Source organism: Chryseomicrobium imtechense, assembly GCF_041475995.1.
In the GTDB taxonomy this organism is placed as follows: Bacteria; Bacillota; Bacilli; order Bacillales_A; family Planococcaceae; genus Chryseomicrobium; species Chryseomicrobium aureum.
Map to the genome: position 1 here is coordinate 21,506 of NZ_JBGOBM010000008.1, position 22,804 is coordinate 44,309.

22 protein-coding genes are annotated in these 22,804 nt (G+C 44.2%); 4 read left to right on the forward strand and 18 right to left on the reverse strand.

Going from position 1 to position 22,804, the window contains the following annotated elements; genetic code table 11:
* The 11 genes from argC to AB5N96_RS09075 all read right to left on the reverse strand — a co-directional run bounded on the left by argC (position 1) and on the right by AB5N96_RS09075 (position 11,130).
* A complete protein-coding gene (gene argC, locus AB5N96_RS09025; RefSeq protein WP_499705326.1) occupies positions 1 to 1,035 on the reverse strand; it encodes an N-acetyl-gamma-glutamyl-phosphate reductase in 1,035 nt (344 codons plus the stop codon).
* Between the two features lie 638 nt (positions 1,036 to 1,673).
* Complete coding sequence (locus AB5N96_RS09030; protein WP_499705327.1) at positions 1,674 to 2,627, reverse strand: anti-sigma factor domain-containing protein; 954 nt, start codon at positions 2,625 to 2,627, stop codon at positions 1,674 to 1,676.
* Positions 2,624 to 3,337, reverse strand: a complete 714-nt coding sequence (gene sigI / locus AB5N96_RS09035) for an RNA polymerase sigma-I factor (protein WP_499705328.1) — start codon at positions 3,335 to 3,337, stop codon at positions 2,624 to 2,626. Before sigI ends, AB5N96_RS09030 begins: the two co-directional genes overlap by 4 nt.
* 512 nt (positions 3,338 to 3,849) lie before the next feature.
* Complete coding sequence (locus AB5N96_RS09040) at positions 3,850 to 4,839, reverse strand: hypothetical protein (RefSeq protein ID WP_499705329.1); 990 nt, start codon at positions 4,837 to 4,839, stop codon at positions 3,850 to 3,852.
* Positions 4,840 to 5,063: 224 nt separating this feature from the next.
* Positions 5,064 to 5,984: a DMT family transporter gene (locus tag AB5N96_RS09045; protein WP_499705330.1), complete on the reverse strand. Its 921-nt coding sequence runs from the start codon at positions 5,982 to 5,984 to the stop codon at positions 5,064 to 5,066.
* Positions 5,985 to 6,000: 16 nt separating this feature from the next.
* Positions 6,001 to 7,443: a sodium/pantothenate symporter gene (gene panF / locus AB5N96_RS09050; protein WP_499705331.1), complete on the reverse strand. Its 1,443-nt coding sequence runs from the start codon at positions 7,441 to 7,443 to the stop codon at positions 6,001 to 6,003.
* Entirely contained in the window at positions 7,440 to 7,700 is a 261-nt protein-coding gene (locus AB5N96_RS09055; RefSeq protein ID WP_204589762.1) for a YhdT family protein, read from the reverse strand. The genes panF and AB5N96_RS09055 overlap by 4 nt, the downstream gene beginning before the upstream one ends.
* 191 nt (positions 7,701 to 7,891) lie before the next feature.
* Entirely contained in the window at positions 7,892 to 9,232 is a 1,341-nt protein-coding gene (locus AB5N96_RS09060) for an efflux RND transporter periplasmic adaptor subunit (protein ID WP_499705332.1), read from the reverse strand.
* Entirely contained in the window at positions 9,232 to 9,909 is a 678-nt protein-coding gene (locus AB5N96_RS09065) for a hypothetical protein (RefSeq protein ID WP_499705333.1), read from the reverse strand. The genes AB5N96_RS09060 and AB5N96_RS09065 overlap by 1 nt, the downstream gene beginning before the upstream one ends.
* A gap of 304 nt (positions 9,910 to 10,213) precedes the next feature.
* Positions 10,214 to 10,657: a transcriptional regulator gene (locus AB5N96_RS09070; RefSeq protein ID WP_499705334.1), complete on the reverse strand. Its 444-nt coding sequence runs from the start codon at positions 10,655 to 10,657 to the stop codon at positions 10,214 to 10,216.
* A gap of 179 nt (positions 10,658 to 10,836) precedes the next feature.
* Positions 10,837 to 11,130: a hypothetical protein gene (locus AB5N96_RS09075; RefSeq protein WP_499705335.1), complete on the reverse strand. Its 294-nt coding sequence runs from the start codon at positions 11,128 to 11,130 to the stop codon at positions 10,837 to 10,839.
* 151 nt (positions 11,131 to 11,281) lie between these two features.
* On the opposite strand from AB5N96_RS09075, the gene AB5N96_RS09080 reads away from it, so the two are divergent.
* The 3 genes from AB5N96_RS09080 to AB5N96_RS09090 all read left to right on the forward strand — a co-directional run bounded on the left by AB5N96_RS09080 (position 11,282) and on the right by AB5N96_RS09090 (position 16,018).
* Positions 11,282 to 11,689: a helix-turn-helix domain-containing protein gene (locus AB5N96_RS09080; protein ID WP_204589767.1), complete on the forward strand. Its 408-nt coding sequence runs from the start codon at positions 11,282 to 11,284 to the stop codon at positions 11,687 to 11,689.
* Positions 11,690 to 11,786: 97 nt separating this feature from the next.
* Positions 11,787 to 13,355: a hypothetical protein gene (locus AB5N96_RS09085; RefSeq protein ID WP_499705336.1), complete on the forward strand. Its 1,569-nt coding sequence runs from the start codon at positions 11,787 to 11,789 to the stop codon at positions 13,353 to 13,355.
* Entirely contained in the window at positions 13,352 to 16,018 is a 2,667-nt protein-coding gene (locus AB5N96_RS09090; protein WP_499705337.1) for a DEAD/DEAH box helicase, read from the forward strand. Before AB5N96_RS09085 ends, AB5N96_RS09090 begins: the two co-directional genes overlap by 4 nt.
* A gap of 83 nt (positions 16,019 to 16,101) precedes the next feature.
* On the opposite strand, the gene AB5N96_RS09095 is transcribed toward AB5N96_RS09090, so the two are convergent.
* The gene (locus tag AB5N96_RS09095) at positions 16,102 to 16,494 is read right to left on the reverse strand and encodes a single-stranded DNA-binding protein (protein ID WP_204589769.1); all 393 of its coding nucleotides are present in this window, start codon (positions 16,492 to 16,494) and stop codon (positions 16,102 to 16,104) included.
* A 228-nt stretch (positions 16,495 to 16,722) separates the two neighbouring features.
* On the opposite strand from AB5N96_RS09095, the gene AB5N96_RS09100 reads away from it, so the two are divergent.
* Positions 16,723 to 17,157, forward strand: a complete 435-nt coding sequence (locus tag AB5N96_RS09100; protein ID WP_204589770.1) for a YwpF family protein — start codon at positions 16,723 to 16,725, stop codon at positions 17,155 to 17,157.
* Between the two features lie 470 nt (positions 17,158 to 17,627).
* Here the strand turns inward: AB5N96_RS09100 and fabZ are convergent, their stop codons facing one another.
* The 6 genes from fabZ to AB5N96_RS09130 form a co-directional block, all read right to left on the reverse strand.
* The gene (fabZ, locus tag AB5N96_RS09105) at positions 17,628 to 18,074 is read right to left on the reverse strand and encodes a 3-hydroxyacyl-ACP dehydratase FabZ (RefSeq protein WP_204589771.1); all 447 of its coding nucleotides are present in this window, start codon (positions 18,072 to 18,074) and stop codon (positions 17,628 to 17,630) included.
* Between the two features lie 13 nt (positions 18,075 to 18,087).
* Entirely contained in the window at positions 18,088 to 18,384 is a 297-nt protein-coding gene (locus tag AB5N96_RS09110) for a DNA-directed RNA polymerase subunit beta (protein ID WP_499705338.1), read from the reverse strand.
* Between the two features lie 24 nt (positions 18,385 to 18,408).
* On the reverse strand, positions 18,409 to 19,401 hold the full coding sequence (locus AB5N96_RS09115) for a rod shape-determining protein (RefSeq protein ID WP_204589773.1): 993 nt from the start codon (positions 19,399 to 19,401) through the stop codon (positions 18,409 to 18,411).
* Positions 19,402 to 19,576: 175 nt separating this feature from the next.
* Positions 19,577 to 20,872 carry a UDP-N-acetylglucosamine 1-carboxyvinyltransferase gene (murA, locus tag AB5N96_RS09120; protein ID WP_499705340.1) on the reverse strand — a complete coding sequence of 432 codons (1,296 nt, stop codon included), beginning with the start codon at positions 20,870 to 20,872 and terminating at the stop codon, positions 19,577 to 19,579.
* 290 nt (positions 20,873 to 21,162) lie between these two features.
* A complete protein-coding gene (locus AB5N96_RS09125) occupies positions 21,163 to 21,399 on the reverse strand; it encodes a DUF1146 family protein (RefSeq protein WP_204589775.1) in 237 nt (78 codons plus the stop codon).
* 241 nt (positions 21,400 to 21,640) lie between these two features.
* Positions 21,641 to 22,615, reverse strand: a complete 975-nt coding sequence (locus AB5N96_RS09130) for a nuclease-related domain-containing protein (protein WP_499705341.1) — start codon at positions 22,613 to 22,615, stop codon at positions 21,641 to 21,643.
* Positions 22,616 to 22,804: the final 189 nt, after the last annotated feature.

Below are 22,804 nucleotides of genomic sequence, written 5' to 3' on the forward strand. Positions count from 1 at the left end.
CTAGATCATGAGAGGGACGAGGGTCAGCCCCGCCTTTTCATCGAGTCCGCACATGAGATTCATATTTTGAACGGCTTGTCCGGCCGCACCTTTCATCAAGTTATCGATCACCCCGACGATGGTTGCCCGGTTGGTCCGAGGGTCGATGGTGACTTGGATGTCACAGAAGTTCGAACCGTACACTTGTTTCGTGCTGAATACGGGTTTGTCAGCTAGCACACGGACGAACGATTCCTTGTCGTAGGCAGTTTTCAAGGCTTCTTGAATTTGTTCGTTTGTTGTACCTGACGTTAGCGGTGCATAACTCGTTGCCATGATGCCACGCGTCATCGGGACGAGGTGTGTATTGAACGAGAGCGTCGGTGTTTTACCCGTCAGCGCGGTGAGAGTCTGCTCGATTTCTGGGATATGTTGGTGGCTATTGATTTTGTAGATTGAGAAATTCTCGTTCAGCTCACTATAATGCGTGAGTTGCGATGGTTTGTTTCCTGCACCAGAAACGCCACTTTTTGCATCTGTATAAAGATGTGCCGGGTCGATCAGGCCTTCTTTAATAAGCGGAAGCAAGCTGAGTAGTGTTGCCGTCGGATAACACCCCGGGTTTGCGATGAGCTCGGCTGTTTGGATCTGTTGCCGGTTCCATTCTGGTAAACCATAGACCGCTTTTTGAACCGCCTGTTGGGGAGCTGCCGGTTTTTGATACCACGTTTCGTAAGTTGTGGGGTCTTGGATCCGGAAATCACCGGAGAGGTCAATCAGTTTTGGCCCCTTCCCGAGCAGATCTGGGAGAATGGTCGATGCGACGCCTGCTGGGGTGCCTGTAAAGACAACATCTAGCTTTGCGAGGGTATCTATCGAGATGGCCTGCAAAGGTTGTTCGATTATATTCATTAAATGCGTATATTTATGCGAAATGTGTATATTTTCTTCTGATGAGGAAAACACGTGGATTTCGTGGACGTTCGGGTGGTTTGTCAGAATCCGGATGAGTTCTAGTCCGCCATACCCTGTAGCACCAATTATGCCGATTTTCATAGTGGTTTCAACTCCGATTCCAAAACAAGTTATTTTTTAGTATACGACTGCATAATTATAAAGTCAAATGTATTTTTAGATGTGGAGCCGACTGTTCAGAAATTGTGCGGAATGACAGCGTGGACCGTGAAGCGCTCTTTGCTTCATGGGCCGCGATGGCATTTTGCGGGATTTCTAGGAGGCGTAGCTCGATTCCATTTAGATGTGGAGAACGCCGCTACTTTTAGTAGTCAATCTCTGGCGTTACGGCAGTGAGTTCCAGGGGGAGCATAGCGGAGCCTCCTCTTGGCATACGAGAAGCTTGCACTTCTCGCCTCCACTGTAATTAGATGTGGAGCCGACTGTTCAGAAATTGTGCAAGATGACAGCGGAGCCCGTGAAGCGCTCTTTGCTTCATGGGATGCGATGGCTTCTTGCGGGATTTCTAGGAGGTGCAACTCGATTCCATTTAGATTAATAGAACGTCACCCCAGGAACTCACTACCTCCTCTTGTCGATTGAATTTAAGAGCAGTATCACTCAAAAACATTGAATGGTGACAAAAGATTGGTGACAGGCACCAAATGGGAACTGCTGGTAAATGGTGACAGGCACCATATAAAAAAGACCCACACCTTTAGAGTGCAGATCTCGATAGTTTAGTTGTTCCCATTGTCATTGCCTTTACCGTTTCCATTGGAATTCGAGTTTCCGTTAGAGTTCGAGTTTCCATTATTCTCAGAATTTCCGTTGGAGTTGGATTTTCCGTTTTCACCCGAATTCCCTTTAGACTGTCCCGGAGCTTTCTCGGACTTTCCAGGGGCATCTTCTGATTTACCGGGTGCACTTTCGGACTTTCCGGGCGTGTCTTCAGACTTGCCTGGATTATCACTCGATTTCCCAGGGGCTTCGTTAGACTTCCCAGGATTGTCACCTGATTTACCAGGGGCTTCTCCTGACTTACCTGGTGGCTCCTGGCCGTTTGCTGGAGTCTGTCCAGATTTGCCTGGTGCCGTTCCAGCTTGCCCCGGCGCTTCTGAGGTTTCTTCAGATGCAGGTTCTTCCACTTCAACTGCTTCTTCAATTGGCGCTTCTACCTCTTGCTCTACGGGTTCTGATTGATTGGCTTGTTGTACTGCAAATTCAGCTTGTTCAATCGCATCGGCTAGTTTTGTACGAATCAGTTGATCACGTGTCGCATCCGCTGAAAACTCTGTACCTTCTAATGTCTCAGCAAGTTCTACAAGCACTTCTTCAAGTTTGCGATTTTTCAAGGCGTCCGGTTGATCATAGCCTTCCACATAAACAACCGTCCCTTCATCATCTATGCCGATTTCGATACGCTCTCCATTTTCAAGGTCTACGAAGGCATATGCTTCGGGCATATCCGTTAAGGTCGCGCCAAAGATCAGGAACACTGTGGCTGCTACCGCTAACACTGGTGCAAGGAAGGTCGAGTTTGCTCGGAAGTAGGAAAGTTTGTATTCTGTGAAATACGCGTATTCACCAATATCAACTTCTTGATCTGGAATGCCTTTCATGAAGTCGCCTTCATCGGACAAAAAGATGCAGTAGTCTTTATTGATTTCCATCACGATTCCGTAGTGTTTCATTCTCTTCTTCCTCCTTTCACCATTGTTTTTAGAGCGGGATAATCTCCTGTCAGTAAAATGACGAGGGCAATCAAGTATTTTCGGTGACGTTCAAGTGTTTTTCGTGAGATGTCTACAAGGTCTTCGATTTGTTTCAGTGGCAATGTGTGTTTCGCTTCTAGATGTTCGACGAATTGCGGAGTGTCGGCAATAATGTGAGCAACTTCTATAATGGTCTTCCGGGAATCTTCATGTTTTGGCGCCAGTTTTGTCAGTTCATCAAATGTAAGATGAAATGGGAACAGCGCGAGTTGATACGCACTAATTTCTTCTTTTCGTTGCATGCGCAACTGATAGTCTGCAAATGTACTAACCGCTATATCGGCCATTTCAACATCCGCCGCTTCTCCCGTCAGGTGCTGCGTATGGCGTTGTTCTTTTCGGATATGGTCAATAATCCGGCGTTTAATAATCAAATGCGCAAATGTTGTAAGCTTGGCAGATGACTCCGGATTGTAGTTTTCGACGGCTTCATGGAAGGCTTGATACGCGATGCTGTATTCTTCATCGTGTTCGTCTATTGCTCGCTTGCATATAAAGGAAGCTGTTTTTTTAATGTAAGGGGTGTGGGCAATGAGAAGGTCGTGCAGCGCCTCCTCATCCCCTGCCTTTGCACGCATCACGAGGTGCAGCTCGTGATTGTCGTTTTTCGAAAACAAAGAGAATCGCACTACTACCCCTCCGTTCTTTCCTATACTCATTTCTTTAATAGTACCATAGAAAAAAGCGAGGAAAAGAACTGTTCTGTTTCAGGTTTAAAGTTGAGTAGAATGCACGATACCGTTGATTTGGTTGGTGTTCTACGTAGTATTATTCGCATGGGAAAGTTGATTTATGGGGGTCTTTTTTAAGTCGAAAGTAGAATTAAGCGAAAGTGATCTGTTCAAGAAAGGTCTTTGAGACTTAGGCTCTGGCTAGTTCGGGGGAAAAGTCTCTTTAGTCGGACATTGAAATCGGGTTTGCGGACATTGAATGGTCCTTTCGCGGACACTGAATCGAGTTCCGCGGACATTGCCAGTTGGGAGTGGTGACAGGCACCAAATGGGAGTGGTGACAGGCACCAAATGGGAGTGGTGACAGGCACCAAATGGGAGTGGTGACAGGCACTAAATGGAAACCTCTGGTAATTGGTGACAGGTACCGATTAAAAAAAGGAACGCAAAAGGCGTCCCTTTCAAAATTGTTATTTTTTGCCATTACCTTTTTCTTTAGCAGCAGCTTTCTTTTCTTCTGCATTAGCTTGCGCTTCGTCTGCTTTAGCTTGGGCTTTTTCTACTTTTTCTTCTGCTTTTGCTTTCGCTTCGTCTGCTTTAGCTTGCGCTTTTTCTACTTTCTCGTCTGCTTTTGATTTTGCTTCGTCTGCTTTAGCCTGCGCTTTTTCTACTTTCTTTTCGGCTTTGCCTTGAGCAGCAGCTTTCTTTTCTTCTGCTTTAGCTTTGTTTTCTTCAGCTTTTACTTTTCCTGCTACTGCAGCTGCAGGAATTTGTTTCTCTGAAGGCTCTTCTGCGACTTCTTCTTCAATTGTAGGCTCTTCAACTACTGGTTCCTCGACGACTGGTTCTTCCTCTACGGGTTCCTCGATGACTGGCTCTTCAACTGGAGCTTTCTCGTTAAGTGCATCTAGTTGAGATTGGAATTTGTCGATGTTCGCTTGAATTGCAGTACGTGCTTGATCGCTTCCAACTTGCTCATAGACTTTTGTCATGATGGCAATCTTGAAAGCAAGTTGTTCTTTTTTCATTTCAAGCTCTGTGTTTTCGTCAGTCGGTTCTTCGCCCTCAACAGGCTCTGCGCCTTCAATTGGCGTTTCTTCGTCGACTGGCTCTTCCACATCTTCACCAGCTTCAAGTTCAGCAATCTTAGATTCGAAGCGTTCCACAGCTTGTGTTAAGAGTGCTGTGATTTCTTCGTCGTCAATTTGTACAATCAGTTCATTTAGTTTAGCAATGCGTTCTTCAAACACTACTTTTAGTTCTTCGTTTGAAGGCGCTGTCTCTTCGTATAAGTTATCATTCTCAACGTCTGTCGAGTCCACAACTGGAGCTGTCGTTTCCTCTATGTCGTTTAAAGAAACAGATTTGTACTCATCTGCCCAAGCATATGTTGCGCCTGTTACTGTCATTGTGGCAATCATCGCTGCCGCTGTCATACGTTTCCATTTGCGTGTCTTCATAATCCAATCACCTCATAGGAAAAATTTTTACCGCCGAAACGGTTTACGCAATCCTATTCGTGAAGAAGTATTCGATTTTTGGGGGTATAGCTGAATTTTCAGGTAATTAGACCTACCTTGCCTGGAAATGGATGTAATCCCCAAGTGGTGACAGGCACCATTTGGGAACTGCTCCCATTTGGTGCCTGTCACCCCAAAAGATCACCTCAAAAAAACCACTCCCGCTAACTACTGGGAGTGGTTGATCTCGCTTTATGTTTTTTATACAGGTCTTCCGCCGCACCGGAACCGAGCATGACACCCGCCACGATTAGGAAGAAGCCGACGAAATGCCGGAGCGTGAGGATTTCTCCAAGGAAGAGACTGGAAAGAATCATCGCAAATAATGGGTTCAAATTCATGAAGATAGCCGATTGGGTAGCTCCTGCTTGCCCGATCGCATAGTTGTAGATCATATGCCCTAGTGCTGTCGAAATCAAACCAGACGCTAAAAATATGACCCAGAAAATTGGTGGCGCGTCGAGAAATTCGACCATTCCACCCGGCTCTAAAATCAAACTTGTCACAATCAAGCCAATCGATCCAACACCCATCATATAGGCCGTCATCACACGCGGGTCCAGTGTCCGCGCAGCTTTAACTACTACCATATAGCTTAGTACCTGCGACAAAATCGAAATGAATATGTAGAAGTCTCCGATATTTGTATCAAATCCTGTGGATCCGACCAACACCGCAATGGTGACTCCGGAAATTCCAAGTATCAGGCCTAACCACTGGAGACGTGACGGGAAGTATTTCAAGAAAATCGCTGCAGCAATCGCCGTCAGGATCGGTCCCGTTCCAAGTATCAAACCACCGGAAGTGGCAGACGTTTCTGCAAGTCCAAGGTTGAGAAATAAATGGTGGAGCAATACATTGGAAAAAGCACCGACCAAGATATATTTCCATTCCCGCTTTGTCGGTTTCCGCAAGATATTTAATACCTTCAAAATTAGAAAGACAGCAAGACTTGCCATCAAGATACGGATTCCTGTCACGGTAACAGGAGGCACGTAGGTTCCAATGAATTTCAGCATCGGAACATTGGCGCCCCAAGTAAACATAACGCCGACAAGCATCCAGTAGATTTTCACGCGACTCATGACGCGCCTCCTCTCTTTAGAAACGATACACTTGTCGTTTTATGAGTAAACTGAACACGATGTACGCAACAAATGACACTACGACTGGAACGACCACTGTATGGATGCCGAAAAGATTTCCGTTTTCCACATTGTAAAAATGCAAGGCGATGTAGCCAAAGATTCCTGTTAGCATAGAAGCAATCGCGCCATATTTATTGCCGTATTTCCAGTAGAGTCCGAGCACAATCGGCCAGATGAATGCAGCTTCTAATCCTCCGAACGCGAACAAGTTCAAGAAGATTAAAAGTTCTGGTGGATTCACTGCTAGAACGAAGACGATCGAGCCTAAAGCAGCTGTCACACCAAAACTAAGACGCTTCACTGTTTTCATCGATGCATTCGGCTGAATGTACCCGAGATACACATCTTTTACGACAGACGAACTGACAAGTAATAACAAAGAATCGACTGTCGACATGATGGCCGCTAAAGGCGCAGCTAATACAATTCCTGCAAGCCATGGGGGTAATACCTCCAGTGCAACCATTGGTATCACTGTATCCGGCACTTCGATTCCCGGCATAACAGCACGTGCGAAGACACCAATCAAATGCATGTTCAACATGATAAACCCTGTCACAATTGTTCCGATGACAAGTGCCCGCTGCATGCCCCGAGATGTTTTGTACGACATCGCTCGAACAGCAATTTGTGGAAGTCCTACGACTCCGACACCCACTAAAATCCAAAATGACGAGACGTAGGCCGCTGACAAGTTCCCGTCATTTCCATATGGTGTCACGAGATTCGGGTTTTCCGACAACAAGTCTTGCATGATAGTTGGAATCCCGCCCCCTGCGATGATAACGGCAATGAGTAATATGGATGTACCAATGATCATGATTGTTCCCTGCACGGCATCCGTCAGGGCGACCGCCCGAAATCCTCCAGTCGTCACATAAACCAGGACAGCAACCACAAAAATAAAGAGTGCAGACGTGTAACTCAGTCCCGTCAACGTTTCAATGAGACGCGCACCACCGACCCATTGTGCCGTCATTGCCGAAAATAAAAAGATGACGATAGCAAATGCTGACAAGATGGCAACGAACGGACTGTTATAGCGCGCTTTCAAGAAATCAATCAGTGTCACGGCTTTATAGCGACGAGCGATGATCGCAAACTTTTTCCCGAGAATCAGAAGTACGAAATACCCCGTCACGACCTGGGTCATCGCAAGCAACACCCAGCCAAACCCCATAGTGTAAGCCGTACCGGGACCTCCTAAGAAACTTGAAGCACTCCCATACGTGGCCACCATGGTCATCGCAAGAACAAATCCTCCGAGCTCGCGACCGCCTAAAAAGTAATCATTTAAGAAATTTCCGGAACTTCCCTTTTGTTTACTCGCAAACCAACCTGTCGCAAAGATCGCAATCAAGAAGAACACTAGCGGGACAATCACTTGCCAGTTCATTCTCGCTCCTCCTCTTCTTCAAACGACACTTCGGTGAGGAAGAATCTCGCAATCACAACAATCGTCAGGGCAATCAAAACAAATCCGACGATGCTGCTGTAAAAGAACCAATCCGGAAATCCTAGAATATACGTGTATTCTTCAACCGGCCGACTCCCAAGTCCGTAAGCGAAGCCAAACCACCAAAGAAAGTGAGCAATTGCAAGGCCTACACCGATTTTCGCTTCCCGGTGAGCGATTTTAAAACGAGCGTCCATGCCAACCCTTCTTTCGCTTTTCTAAATTTTGTATGTATGTGTGAAAGTATACTCTTTTTACTTAAGATGTGGAAGGTGTTCGAGAAGAATTTAAGGTGACAGGGACCAAATGGGAGCTACTTCCATTTGGTGCCTGTCACCCCCTAAAGAATCAAAAAACACCCCTTAAGATTCAAGGGGTGTTCAAGACATTAGTTTTCAGCGTTCTCAGCGTCTACTTCTTCCTCTACATCTTCTTCAGTGTTAGGTACATAAGGCTTTTGAATAAGGAAAGCCATGTAATCTTTCCACCCTAGAGCTTTTACAGTTGCCCAGCTCGGAAGTTCGAGTGGTTGCGGGAAGAACGTACGTGCATTGTTACGTCGAAACGTATCATCTAGCACGATTTGACCGTTCACTAGTCCATCGTCCACAATAACAGATTGCGTCTCGGGCATATCAAATGCAATAGTGACCGGGATTCGCCCAATCTTACCTTCTGCTGAGATGGAATAGATTTCTGCGTATTCTTTGTTTCGCGTAATCGTCCAATCATCTCTTAGACGCATCGCCCCCGTCGCTTGATCAATTGTGATGATCGTGTTGACGTTCGCTCCAAATGGAAGGCCTTCTAAAGGTTCTGCAGGCGTTACCTGGATTTCATAAAGTGGCAGATCAGGATGTTGCTCAAACTGCCCGTGAATTTCTTTCCAGCGATTGTCGGTCACTGGCATCGTTCCTTTTCCAGCGACTTGTGCTGCATAAGATTTCGCGAGATGGGTAGAATAGGCTTGTACCGGTTGGGCGGCCTCGATTTCATGCCAGTGTTTTTCTTCAACGAATGTGACCAACGTCTGCTCGGATGGCACGATGTGGAACACAAGTTGTGTTTCAAACTCTTCTATTTGTTCAACAAATCCATCAATCGGACTCACAAATTCTAAGTTTTCTGCGGTTGAGGAAAGCTGTGCTTGTACAATTGATAGCTCCCGTTCAACTTCAGCAATTTTTTGTTCAATTTCGGCAATCGCACTATCGTATGTAGCGTCCTCTGTGATTTCTACATCGACTTCTAAATTGACAGTGACATCAACCACGTCATCTTGACTGTTTCCAGAAGAAGTAGCCCGTCCGTTGCTCGATGTAGTAGAGTTGGAACGACTCTTCGCCGTTCTCAGGCTGGACAAAACTGCTTCGAGGTCCCGAATTTCCGTTTGATACGCACCGACCATCGCATCCCATTCGGCACGAAGCGTGTCTCGTTCTGATGTATCAAGGATGGCTAACGTGTCACCAAGCGCAACTGCTGCTCCTGGTTCAACGATGACGGTTTCGAGAACGTCACGTTCAAGTGTCACTTTTAAAGTGGTAACCGGCACTGTGACCGCTTCTTTTTCAATCTCGCGTTTGAACTCTCCTTCAGCTACTCGGATATGCTCATCGATGTAATAGTTGCGTGCGATGATACTATCTTCTTTGAAAACCAAAATGGCGTTCGCAGCTAGAAAAGCTGTAATCGCAACTGCAAGACCCACTGTGTAAAACCGGCGCATTAGAAACCACCTCCTAATACCCATGACTCTAGAGGCAATACGCTAATCAAAGCGACAACAGCTGCAAATACTGTCGTCAACGCTAACAAAATCGAAAGAAGTACAGGTGTGGAAAGAGTTGTAAAACGGCGTAAAAATTGTAGTTGAATGGCAATCACAACTCCTGTGAATAAGGAGAATTGATTGAAGAAATAATGAAAGTAACTATGATCTAAAAATTGGGCCGCAACGGGACCAAACGATAAGAATGAAAGATGCGTTGTATAGCCTAGCATTACAAAGACTAAAAGTAAAACCAGTTTTTCAATCAACAAGGTTGCTACTACGTATAACTGCATGACAGCTGCAATCCGTAATGGAATTTTGGTGATGAGGTGAAGGAGCCAGCTGACTCCAAAGAAATGGAAACCAAAATAGAGTGCAGCAAACAAAATGATTCCGAGTAAGGAAATCCACCTTGCAGCAGCGTATGTATCGGTAAAGCCTATCACATAAAGTGAAGTGAGAGCAGTAGTGGTCATTCCCCAACTGTTCATAACGATATATAAGAGTATGGTGCACGCAAGCACTACACTTACGCATTTTTTAAATCCACGAATCGTTTCAGTTTCAGCAAGGTTATTGAGTAATGTTCCCCTGGTGAAAAAATAGCGCCAAAAATGAAATTCTAAAAACATGATAGACCTCCTCATCCATAAGGATAATTCTAGCATATATTGGATAGAGGGATGAACGGAAACACTAACAAATAAAGAAATATTTTGAGTGTAACTTTTATATAGGAAAGACGACTACTTCAATAACAGAAAGGGGCGGATTACAATGCGGCAGTTGTTTGATTTGTCGTTTAGCTGGGGGGATGTTGTATTTGGTCTGATTGGATCAACTATCTCTGTGCTAGTTTTACAATTTTTCTTCTAAAACAGTAAAAGCATCTATCAAACGGCGGTTCGTGTGATAGATGCTTTTTATTGAGTTGAGTTATACATACGTACCTCCATCATGCTTAGTGGCTAATAATTGATAGAATAGATCAACATTACGTTGTGTCAGTGCGTTGTCCATCAATCGTTCAAAATTTTGAAGCTCCAACTCTTGGATGAGCTCGTTCACTTCTTCGTTACTTTCTTGCTCAGCGACCGGTTCAACTAGAACTTTGAGATGGTCGTGAACGTCTGAAACAAGTAACAGTTGATACAGTGGCAGTCGAATAAAGCGGTTGCCTTTTTGGAATACAAAGACTTCGGACAAGTTTTCAACTTGCAGTGTGTCTTTATTCAGGACAATCTCTTTGCCTTCGACAGGAATGAAGCTAAACACTTCATCATCTTTACGTAGTGAAAAGTATTGATACGCAAATACCAGGCGAATCTTATTGTCTTTTATTTCTGTGTGGAACGGTTTCATCATCTCGACATTTAGCATGTTCTCCCCCCTCCTTTTATTGTTAGAATATTCTGTTTGTATTAGTGTATCATATTCCCGAAAAATTGTGCATGAAAACATCTTTGTTCACAAAAAAGTAATAAAGAGCCTAGTAGCGTTGTCTAGACTCTTTTCAAGTACTTCTATTTCACAGTACGGTTTTATTTTGGACCTCTGCTTTATTGTTTACTTCTCACTTTAGAGGGTCTCATCATTGGACGCTCCGAGAAGTACCCGATTCCGGAATCATGGATCATCATAACACATTTCAATGGAAGTTCTCTTAGCTCTGTTTTTGTTAACTCCTTTTCAGTTAAAACTTCAATTTCATTTCCACAGGAAGTTGCTTTTACTTCTACATTTTTTAGATATTCGATTGTTTCCTCAGGTTCACATTTGGTGATTTCTAAATAGACATTTTTTCGTTGAAGATTCAGATTGCATAAATGAAATGTTGTTTTATACCGTGGCATTGTCTTCACTCTTTCATTAGTTATTTTATACTATATTTTGGTTATAAACTATCTCAATTGGGATTTTATGCTTTTTACCATTTCGGTAAAAAATCACTTTATCGTATACATCATCGGTATTCTTGCCATATTGGTAAGAGGAGTGAGACGCATGAAATTTCATGAAAAACTAAAGGCTTATCGGGATGAGCAATTGGATATCTCTCAAGAAGAGGCCGCAAAGCTTTTAAAGATTTCAAATGCTACACTCTCGCGCTATGAATCATCCGCGCGTCAACCTAGCTTAGAGATGATAAATTTAATTCGCTCAGTATATCGCTTGTCCGATGAACAATTTTTGAATCTGTTGACGGATGATCAAAACAATCGTAAAACTACAGAAGCTTTTGTAGAACAGGCTAAAGAATCACAAGACCGCTATTATGCACAGTTCCAACCCTTCGTTTCGGAATTGATGGCGAATGCAGACTTTAGGAATCTACTACTTCATTTACGTGAACTATCGAAAGAAGAGCGCGAGCAACAATTAAAAGAGTTCACTGATCAACTGAAAGGATGACCAAACATGGATGCGAAATTCGCAATCCATGTTTTTTCTTTGTCCAAAAGACGTTATAATGGAAGGATAGTCTTTTAGAAATGAGTGGTGAACCCCTGTGAAAGGGATGACAGTTCAGCGTCTTTTGACGTTTTATGAAGAACCTATAGAACAGTTTATGAAGCAGCTCGGTAAGTACTTGATGGCGGGTGTCGCACAAGATGAGTCGCTCGTCCGGAGTGCACAATCTTTTGTTCGGAATGGTGCCGTTCAACTTGTTGATTATAAGCCGGTCCAGCACGAAGCCGATTTTGTGGTTCGCGATGTTCAGGATGCGTACGTCCATATCTCGTTCTATGAAGAATCATCATGTTCGTGCAGTGGACGAAAAATGTGTCGCCATCAGGCTGCTGTGTTGTTTTATTTTTATCAACATATGAATTCGTTAAGCGAATGGGTGAAAACATGGCGCTCCCATGCCGACCACCAGTCGATTGCAGCGATTCAAAAAGACCGCACGCCACTCGCTTGGGAACAGTATGCTAGTACATTACTCAATCAACTTGTCATGCAAGAACATGCATCGAGCTTTTTCCTCATGGAGTTTGCGCTCGGCGATTACAAACGGCAAATGCAGCGCATTCGTCCGCTTGAACGGGAATGGCATGTACTGTTTGATACGAGTGTCACCTTGATGACCCTTGTAAAGTTGTGGCCGACATTTAACAGTTTAAGTCGTGAGAATGAACGCGGTCGCGTACGGTATTATCTAGACGAAACGATTCAAGAATTGAAACACCAATTCAAGCAATTGCAGCAACAACCGCGTTTCTTTGCAGCGGATCCGTTTTATGAGCGCATCGAACGCTACGTGCGCCACTTATTAACAGATGCGGAAGGCTATTTCTCACAGCGCAGTGCTCTCTACTCACATTATTGGTCAGAACTTGGGACATCCAAGCACGCACGAGAGAAGGAACTGGCTTTCTTAGAAGCGCATTCCGAAACAAAAGATGGCAACTCGCTGCTTCAAGTCCGTCAATTGTTTTATTTCCAACTTGGTCAGACGGATCGTTTACTGAAATCGATGACAAAGATTCCTACAGATGAAGTCGCAAACTATTTGTCGCTTATTCAGTTTTCTCTTGAGGAACACCAAATCGAGATGGCCACACAAATGTTTGAACGGCTGCTTCCGGCTATTGAGGAGTATCTAGATACCGATACGCGCGCTTCCCGACTTGTGTATACACTTCGTTATATCGAACGACAGCTCGACTTGTCCGAAGAAAGTCAGGCTAAGTTTTATCGCATGCTCATTCCATTTACGCTCGAACCGTTTTCGAATTGGTTGATTGATCAAGAGCGCTATAATGATTGGGCCGATCTGCATCTTTACTGCCAAAGCGGAATCACGTATGCAGAAACATGTGGATTAGAAATTGTAAAAGACGAGGCTCCGTTTGTCCTTCTTCCTCTCTATCACATGAATGTGATGCGGGAAATTAATGAGAAGAAGCGCGACAGCTATAAACAAGCTGTGCGTTATATGAAGAAGATGAAACAGCTAGCAAAGGCTGCTAACGAGACCGTCTACTGGAATCACTACGTTCAAGAGATCCGCGAAAAATTCCGTCGCTTGCGGGCATTCCAGCAAGAAATGGAGAAAGGAAATCTGTCACTGTGAAACTATTTTCAGTTCCAATTACTGTAGAGAAACTAGATGGTGGGTTTGCGGTTTCAAGTCCAGGTAGTACGGACCGCTTGAAGACGATTCTTTTCGGAAAGCACCGCGATAGTTTTTTTGGACTTCCTATAGAAGACAAAAAGGGCAAATTTTTATTGTCGAGCTTAGATGCAATCGACTTATTGCCAAACCCATCGGATATCTATGAATTTTATGGCCATGACCCGGAATCGACGAAACACTTTGACGCGATTCAAGAAGCGGCTTCGATTTACCATAATAAAAACCTTTGGGATCACGTACGTTTTGACGTCAACAGCCTGTTCGTCACAGCTAGTGAAGACACGGCCGTTACAACCATCGTGGAGACCGCGATTTTGCAAAAAGCACGCCAAGCCGCGTTTTCTTACGATGACTTAGTCAGCTTACAAGAGTATTTCAAGTCTGGCGGTTGGCCGATCGATAAAGTGCAGCAACATCCGGAAATTCACGTAGCCCTGCGTTTGATGGAGCCAGATGATATGACGGATGAGTGGATTTTGGAGACAGTCGTTCGGGGTGTGCGCAGTTCAAGTTACTGGACGCCTGCTGTGAAAAAGCGCTTCCTTCCGATTGAAGAAGCACTACCACCGAAGTGGGTTCATTTAACAGACGTCATCACAACATTCCAACGTGGTGTCATTCCGTTCGTGTCAGTGCTTGATGAAGAGTTGGAGAGCTTTTTCCACGTTGCCCTCGATGATTTACAGGTAAGAGACTTTTTGCGCCACGATTTAGCGAAACTTCAAGCGTTTGGCTATGACGTCGTGTTGCCAGCTTGGTTAAAGGAAATCAAAGAGTCGAAGATGCAGGTCCGTGCTTCTGCCAGTGCAGGTCGCTACAAGTCTGCTGCTGGCCTTGAACAAATCATTCAATTTAACTGGAACTTCTCATTAGGTGGTCAAGATATTAGCGAAGAACAGTTCCGCCAAATGGTAGAAGAAAATCGTTCGTTTATTCGTTCAGGTGACCAGTGGTTCCAAATCGATGCGCAGTGGATCCAAGAGATTCGCAAGCTGCTCGACCGTTCAGAAGAAGAGGAATGGACCGTGCGTGACTTGTTGTTCCAAGAGCTTCCGGATGAATTGACAGTGCCTGCAGAGGATGACGATTCAGATGACCCGCTCATCCAGTTCCAGCTCCATCAGTCCCTCGAGAGCTACTTGACACAGCTACAAGAGAAGAAGGCCTTCCCAGAAATTCAGCCATCTCCTCGTCTATTGACCGAGCTACGTCCGTATCAACAGCTTGGGTTGAACTGGCTCGGGTTTATGCGCAAAGAGTCGTTCGGGGCGATTTTAGCCGATGACATGGGTCTTGGGAAGACGGTTCAGTTGATTGCCTACTTATTGCATGTGCATGAACAGCAGCCGGACACACCGTCTCTCATTATCTGTCCGACGTCCGTTCTTGGGAACTGGCAAAAAGAGCTTCAAAAATTCGCACCTTCTCTTCGTGTCGCGACACATTACGGCTCCAATCGTGGTGAAATCACGACGGATGCAGATGTAGTGTTAACGACGTATGGGATTGCCACACAAGATGCCGAACCGCTTCAGCGTGTCGCTTGGAGTTCGGTAACTTTAGATGAAGCGCAAAACATAAAAAATATGCAAACAAAGCAGTCACGGGCAATCCGTAAGCTGCGTGGTGTGCACCATATCGCATTGACAGGTACTCCTGTTGAGAACCGATTATCTGAGCTATGGGCGATTTTTGACTTTATTCATAAAGGCTATCTCGGTTCATTTAAGTCGTTCCAAGAAACGTATATGGCGCCGATTGAACGAGATGAAGATGAACAAGCCAAGCACCGCTTGCGTACGAAGATTCAGCCGTTCTTGTTGCGCCGCACAAAGCGGGATCCTGACTTACAACTGAATTTGCCTGAGAAGCTTGAGCAGAAAGAATACTGCGCATTGACGACCGAGCAAGCTGCACTATACGAATCTTTGATTCAAGAATCAGTGAGCCAACTCGGCAATCTCAGCGGTTTCCAGAGGAAAGGTCTAGTTCTTAAAATGCTGAGCAAGCTGAAGCAGTTGTGTAACCACCCTGCGCTCTATTTGAAAGAACCGTTTGATGAAGCGGAGACGATGCTTCAGCGATCTGCGAAACTTGCAGGAATCGTATCGCTCGCAGGTGAAATCGCTGCGCGTGGAGAACAATGTCTGATTTTCACACAGTATATCGGCATGGGCCATCTATTGCAGCACTGCTTCAGTGAACTGTATGACATCGACAGTCCATTCTTAACAGGCAGCATGGCAAAAGGACAGCGCGACGATTTAGTTGCCTCTTTCCAGGCGGGTGAGTTTCCGATATTCTTATTATCGCTCAAGGCTGGCGGAACAGGTCTAAATCTAACAGCTGCGACTCACGTCATTCATGCGGATCGCTGGTGGAATCCGGCGGTCGAGAATCAAGCAACGGACCGTGCTTACCGTATCGGTCAGCAACAGTTCGTGCATGTGCATAAGTTTTTGACAATCGGAACAATTGAAGAGAAGATCGATACCTTACTCGAACAGAAGCAGTCGTTGTCAGACGAACTGATACATTCGAGCCAATGGATCACGGAACTTAGTGATGATGAACTGACAGATCTTTTGACACTTTCCTGATGAATTCAGCCTCTTTGTTATCCCCATACCAAAGAGGCTGGTTTTTTTGAGAGAAACCTACACATGGCGATGTGTTAGTGTTTTTAGACTGGAGTCGTATTTGGTTTAAAATCAGCAGGAATTTCAAAACGTTCTTCGTTCATTTCCACACGATCCGCAGGTTGTTCTTCCTTGCGTTTTGTTGCCAAGAATCGTATTTCTTCTACAATGACTTCGGTGACATAGATGCGCGTCCCTTCCTTGTCGTAGGAACGGCTATGTATCCGCCCTGTCACGCCAACGAGTGATCCTTTTCCACAATACTTGACGGTCAGATCCGCCAGTTTGCCGAAGATCGTACAGTTGATGAAGTCCGCTTCATCTTTTTTGTAGCCGTTTGGTACAGCAATCGCAAAGCTTGTCAGCCCCCTTCCATCTTGAAGTGTTCGAAGGGCTGGGTCTCTGGTCAGCCGACCGATTAGTGCAACCTTGTTCACAGTTCTCACCTCCCTTCTCGCACAGCATACTTCAGGGTGTTGAGTGCTGGCAAATGGACAAAATGGAGTTTTCATAGCCGTTTTTAGCCATTTTCGTCATTTTTCGCTGTGAAAATTTCATTTTCAGAGGAGTTTCGATGTGAAAACTTTAATTTGATCGTTTCTTAAATTTTTTTTGCGCTATGCTATACTTGTGAAAATGCAGTGATTTGGAGGCCAAACTTAGTTATGAAAACATTTAAAGTGATCGAGACATCTATTTTGAGTCAACACGAATCAAAACTTGTTCCAATCGAAGATGGTATTATCATCAATCAGGAAAACTCTTCTCGCTCTTGGGCGATCGAGTTGTTTACGACGAAAGATTTGAAACCGTATTTTGATGATTTAGTGGCTACACAAGAAATCGTAGAAGCCCGCGTTGTGATCTCATACCCTGAGAATGAACCCGCTCCGTTTGAGGTGATGGCCTACTCCGTCAAACAGGTCGGCGATTCGATTTCTGTATTGTTCCGCGGCACGTTGAAGCAAGCGCGCCGAAAGTACGCAGAAGGATTGCTTGCTGAGTTGATTGAAGATGGTTTTGAAGGCGATGCGCTTCTTGAGCGGTTTGAGAAGGCGATGAAAGAGCGGCCAGTTTTGAAAGAGGATGAGGACGCTTAAGATGTGGAGTCGACTGGTTAGAAATTGTGCGCTCTAAGACGTTGAGTTCCACTACGGGGCTGCTTTCCGTGGGCGCTGCGTGAGCTTCCTCGTCGCAGGCTCCTGCGGGATCTCACGGCAGACTGGAATCCCACTGGAGTCAACCCCTCCCTTCCACTAAGTGCCCAGCACAATTTACCAATAGTTCCCAAAAGGTACCTGGACCCCATACAATTTCAACACAATTTATAATTATCCATTTTCTAACACAGGAATGCGTGGTGGCATTGCATACTTAATGAATAGTCATGAATGTCAGAATAGTGTTTGGGACAGGTACCTATAAAAAAGGATGAAAAACCTCCTTTCGCAAAAGACTCATCACAGCAAAGTGACTGCTGTTAGTCTGTTACAGAAAGAAGGCATTATTCGGGAGTCGCACTCATTACCAAATCCTAATGGGTAGTATGAAAGCGACTACACCGCACATATTAGTTTGTAGAGTCTTCAACTTTTGGTCCGATTGCAAACAAGATATCTGCTTCGCATGCAATTTCTCCATCTACTGTCGCGATGGCATGACCTTTTCCAAGAGAACCGCGCAGACGCGTTAGTTCTACTTCTAAGCGAAGTTGGTCACCTGGTTTGACTTGGCGCTTAAAGCGACAGTTGTCGATGCCTGTGAAGAAAGCGAGACGACCTTTGTACTCTGGCATTTGTAGGACAGCGGTTGCGCCTACTTGTGCTAGAGCTTCCACGATGAGGACACCTGGCATGACAGGATACCCTGGGAAGTGACCATTGAAGTAGTCTTCATTAATGGATACATTTTTTAAGCCGACTGCACGTTTTCCTTCTTCCATCTCTAAAATCCGATCGACTAGTAAAAATGGATAACGGTGTGGCAAAATCGCTTGAATTTGTTCTGTCGTCAACATACAAAATTCCCCCTTATTCAGTCGTACCATTCATAATATCAATAATGTGTTGATAGGTTTCCCACTTTAAAGCGTCTGTTGGGTCGCCGCCACCAATAACGGCATAGCCCACTGTAAGTCCAGCAACGATTGCACCTGCAATAAAGAGAAGGACAAGGATGACGCGTAACCAAATCGGGAACATACGAATTTGGACCCAACGCGTTGGCTTTTGCGGCTTCTGCTCTGTCGTCTTCTGTTGTTCCTCATTAGTAGTTTCACGAGCAGCTTTCGCTTGCTTACGTGTCACCACTTTTTTTTCTTCTTCCATTCCATGTGCTCCTTTACATGGCCTTTAGCGTCGTGATGATTTGCTGATTCCGTCTAGAATCATACCCGTTCCAATGGCTACACAATCCATTGGATGCTCCGCTAAGAAGACCGGTACTTTAAGTTCATCTGTCAGCAAGTGATCCATCCCGTGAAGAAGTGCGCCTCCACCTGTGATGATCACACCGCGATCGATGATGTCTGCTGAAAGTTCAGGTGGTGTCTTTTCCAATACATTTTTACATGCTTGGACGATGACAGCGACCGACTCATGCAGCGCTTTTTCAATTTCTTCTGAAGCGATGGTAATCGTACGTGGTAAGCCTGTCACCATGTCGCGTCCACGAATCTCCATTGTTTCGTTTCGGCCTCCTGGATAGACTGTGCCGATTTCCATCTTTATAGTCTCTGCTGTTCGTTCTCCGATCAACAGTTTGTATTCACGCTTGATGTACTGCGAAATGTCATGGTCAAATACATCGCCTGCCACTTTGATGGACTCAGAAGTCACGATGTCCCCCATTGAGAGGACAGCAACGTCTGTCGTGCCTCCACCAATGTCGACAACCATGTTACCACTTGGTTGGTAGATGTCCATTCCCGCACCAATTGCAGCTACTTTTGGTTCTTCTTCGAGGTAGACTTTTTTCCCGCCAGATTTTTCCGCTGCTTCGCGGATTGCTTTTTGCTCAACACTTGTAATATTGGTTGGACAGCAAATCAGGATACGAGGCTTCGTGAACATACCTTTTACGTTCAGTTTATTGATGAAATGCTTCAGCATTTTTTCCGTTACATCAAAGTCAGCAATGACACCGTCTTTTAAAGGACGAATTGCCACAATATTTTCAGGAGTACGTCCTAGCATTTTACGCGCTTCTTCGCCTACAGCGATTACTTGGCGCGTTTGTCGGTTCAGCGCAACTACGGATGGTTCGTTTAAAACTATCCCTTTTCCTTTTACATGGATCAGCACGTTGGCTGTACCCAAATCTATGCCTATATCTTTTGAAAACATTCTCGTCGGGGTCTCCCTTCCCAGCCTATCTCTCTTAGGTATCTCAACTTTTAATTTTATCACACTATTTGTCGAAACGTATAATTTTTTTGAGGATTGCGTCTTTTAAAAGCATAAAAAAACAGCCCCTCTATGCAGAGAAGCTGTTTGAAATTATATAGGATAGTATATGGAATTAGACCGGTTGTACTTCGCGTTCTACTGTCTCTGTACCAACTCGTTCAACGTCTGCCCCTAATGCTGCTAGTTTCTTGTCAAAATTCACATATCCACGATCTAAGTGTTTCAATTCTGTAACACGAGTTACACCATTTGCTACAAGTCCAGCTAGAATAAGTGCTGCAGCTGCACGTAAATCTGTAGCGGCTACTTCTGCACCTTGTAAGTCTGATGGATTCTCCATTATTACTGAACGTCCTTCGATCTTCAAGTTTCCGTTCATGCGTCGGAATTCTTCGACGTGCATGAAGCGATTCTCAAATACCGTTTCCGTGATAATGCCTGTGCCATGAGCCGTCATCATTAGTGCCATCATTTGTGATTGCACGTCTGTTGGGAATCCTGGGTGTGGCATTGTCTTGATATCTACTGATTTCAGTTCGCCTTCTGCTTTAATACGCAGACCCGCTTCAGTCTCAGTGATTTTAACGCCCATTTCCTGCATCTTCGAGATAAGTGCTGTCATATGTTCTGGAACAGCGTTTTCGATTGTTACATCGCCACGTGTGATAGCAGCTGCTACCATGAACGTTCCAGCTTCGATGCGGTCAGGAATGATTGTGTGTTCTGCACCTGTTAGTTCAGCGACACCTTCAATTTTGATTACGTCTGTACCAGCACCTTTGACTTTACCACCCATGTTGTTGATAAAGTTTGCTAAGTCGACGATTTCTGGCTCTTTTGCTGCGTTCTCGATAACAGTTGTACCTTCAGCAAGTGCTGCAGCTGTCATGATGTTTTCTGTTGCACCAACGCTTGGGAAATCGAGATAGATTTTCGCCCCTTGAAGGCGTCCTTTCGTGCGGGCTTCTACAAAACCTTGACCGAATGAGATAGTCGCTCCCATTGCTTCGAAACCTTTTAAGTGTTGATCGATTGGACGACTTCCGATTGCACAGCCGCCTGGAAGTGCTACACGAGCAAATCCATTACGCGCTAAGATTGGCCCCATGACAAGGATGGATGCACGCATTTTGCGAACATACTCGAATTGCGCTTCGCTTTCGAGTGGTGCTGTCGAATCAATGATTACTTGATTCATTTCGGGTTTGTAGTCGATTGTTGTGTTGAGGCTGCGAAGAACCTCGTTAATTGTATTTACATCTGCAAGAGATGGTACTTCGTTGATGATGTTCTTTCCTTTTGAAGCGAGAAGTGCTGCAGCAAGTACTGGTAACACTGCATTTTTAGCTCCTTCTACTCTTACGTTTCCTGTTAAAGCGCGCCCGCCTTTTACGATAATTTTATCCAATTTGGTTACCTCCAAAGAATTGACATGGCCTTCATATATACATTCACATACGGAATTTGTTGAAATTAGGGTATTAAAACACAATTTACATCATACAATGAAATGCGAAGTCTGACAAGTAACTTAATCCCCTAATTTCACAAGTCTAGTTGCAACTATAGTATGTGTTTTCTCTCTCTAATGTTCAGCTAACTTTTAGATACCCTGGTACATTCTACTTAAACATGATACGACAGATTATTTCCCGGGAAATAGAAAATTTTCGAACGCCGTCGAACTATGGACATATCCTAGAATAAGTATTGGAGCTGGGACGACCAGTTCATGAGTTGTAAGAAGAAGTTTCCGGCCGTTGTACCGATAACTAAGCTAAGCAAAATCATCATCACTTGGACTTGAAATACATGGCCTTTTTTAAACACAACATCTAGTCGAACACTTTGCAGTCCATAGAAAGCAATGGCTATGAAAAAGAGATGGACACTGATGGCAATTATTGATTCAATCGCTAGATCTGTTGCTAACACAAGCTCTCTCTCCTTTCACATACTTCTCATTATACCTATAGTTTATGAGAATTTGGTGAGAGCCTTTGAAGAAGTTGTGAAACTTTTCAAAAACGAGTTAACTAGTAGGTGATTCGCAGTCTTTTGTCGTTTTATGGGGGTTGGGTTTGGGGTTTTTAGAAAGGGTTGAAATAATTGAGGTTGGGTTTAGAGGAACGTGGGGAGCCGTTCCATTAGGTTGGTTCAAAATGCGCTTAGTTATTTATTTGGGCAAAGAATAATAAGTCGATTTTCCACTGCCAGATTTGGTGCAGTTTAGTTTGGTGAGGGCTCGTAAAATTGTATCTCTGCATCCGTAGCCTATAAACTCTTGTATTTCTTTCCGTTTCAATTGAGATCCAACTATTCGAAACATACTTATAATTGTGTCGTTGAGTATAGATAGGTCCACCTTCTGACAAACAGTGCAACTAAACACTCGTTCATTCTTCATAGTTTGCAGCTGCTGTTCACACTCTAAACAAAATATACCTTTTATTAATTTATTTGGATCAAATGAGTAGCGGTTACATAAGGGTAATTCTTTGAAGTTCTTGTTCAAAGCATTAAATGAACGAACAACTTTCTGGAATTGCTCTCTGTCGCAAAGTTCTGGTAGGTCATTAAGCTTTTCAATATAGAAATCAACTTGGTTTTTATACAAGACTTTTGTGGATTGAGGAAAGGAAGCGATTTTAGCATTCGGATGGCTAAATACAATGGCGGAGTATATTGGTAATCTACTTTCTATGTTAGTTAATATATTTTTTATCGCTCTCTTATTCCTGGTTAATTGATGAATCGGACAGGCTAATTTTTCTTGCACACCTTCAAATGTTCGAATGATGTGAGCAGGATTCTCTTGAAACTCGATCTCACCTTTAATATTTTTGATTTCTAAATGGAGGATGTATCGATTTGTGATTACTAAAGTATCGAACTGAAAGTAGTTGCCGAATTTAGATTGGGTGTGGAAGTCAGGGATAATGGAGTGGAGTTTTGGGAAAGGAATGTTTTCGAGAATACGATCTATTTTAAGTTCTCCGTCGTGCCCAGCTTTGGCAGTTGCATATAATTTAGTGAAATATGCTTTCTCATTCACATTACTTTCGGGAATTCTAAGGGACAGTTGCTTTAGAGCGAGGAGCTGGTCACGTCTATCTCGTATAATTGGTTTGGTTTTAATGTAAGTCGTCATGAATTTTCTCCTTTTTTGTTTAGTTTAGCTGAAGTGACTTCATTTGAAAAGAATCTACTGAATTAAGTTCTAGTTTAGAATTGTTTACTAGCTTTCGGGTTGATATTAGTCTATTTTGGTCGCTCACAGTGACTGTACTGGCTCTTTCGTCGCTAGAATTGCGATTTGCGTCGCTGGATCTTCAGATTC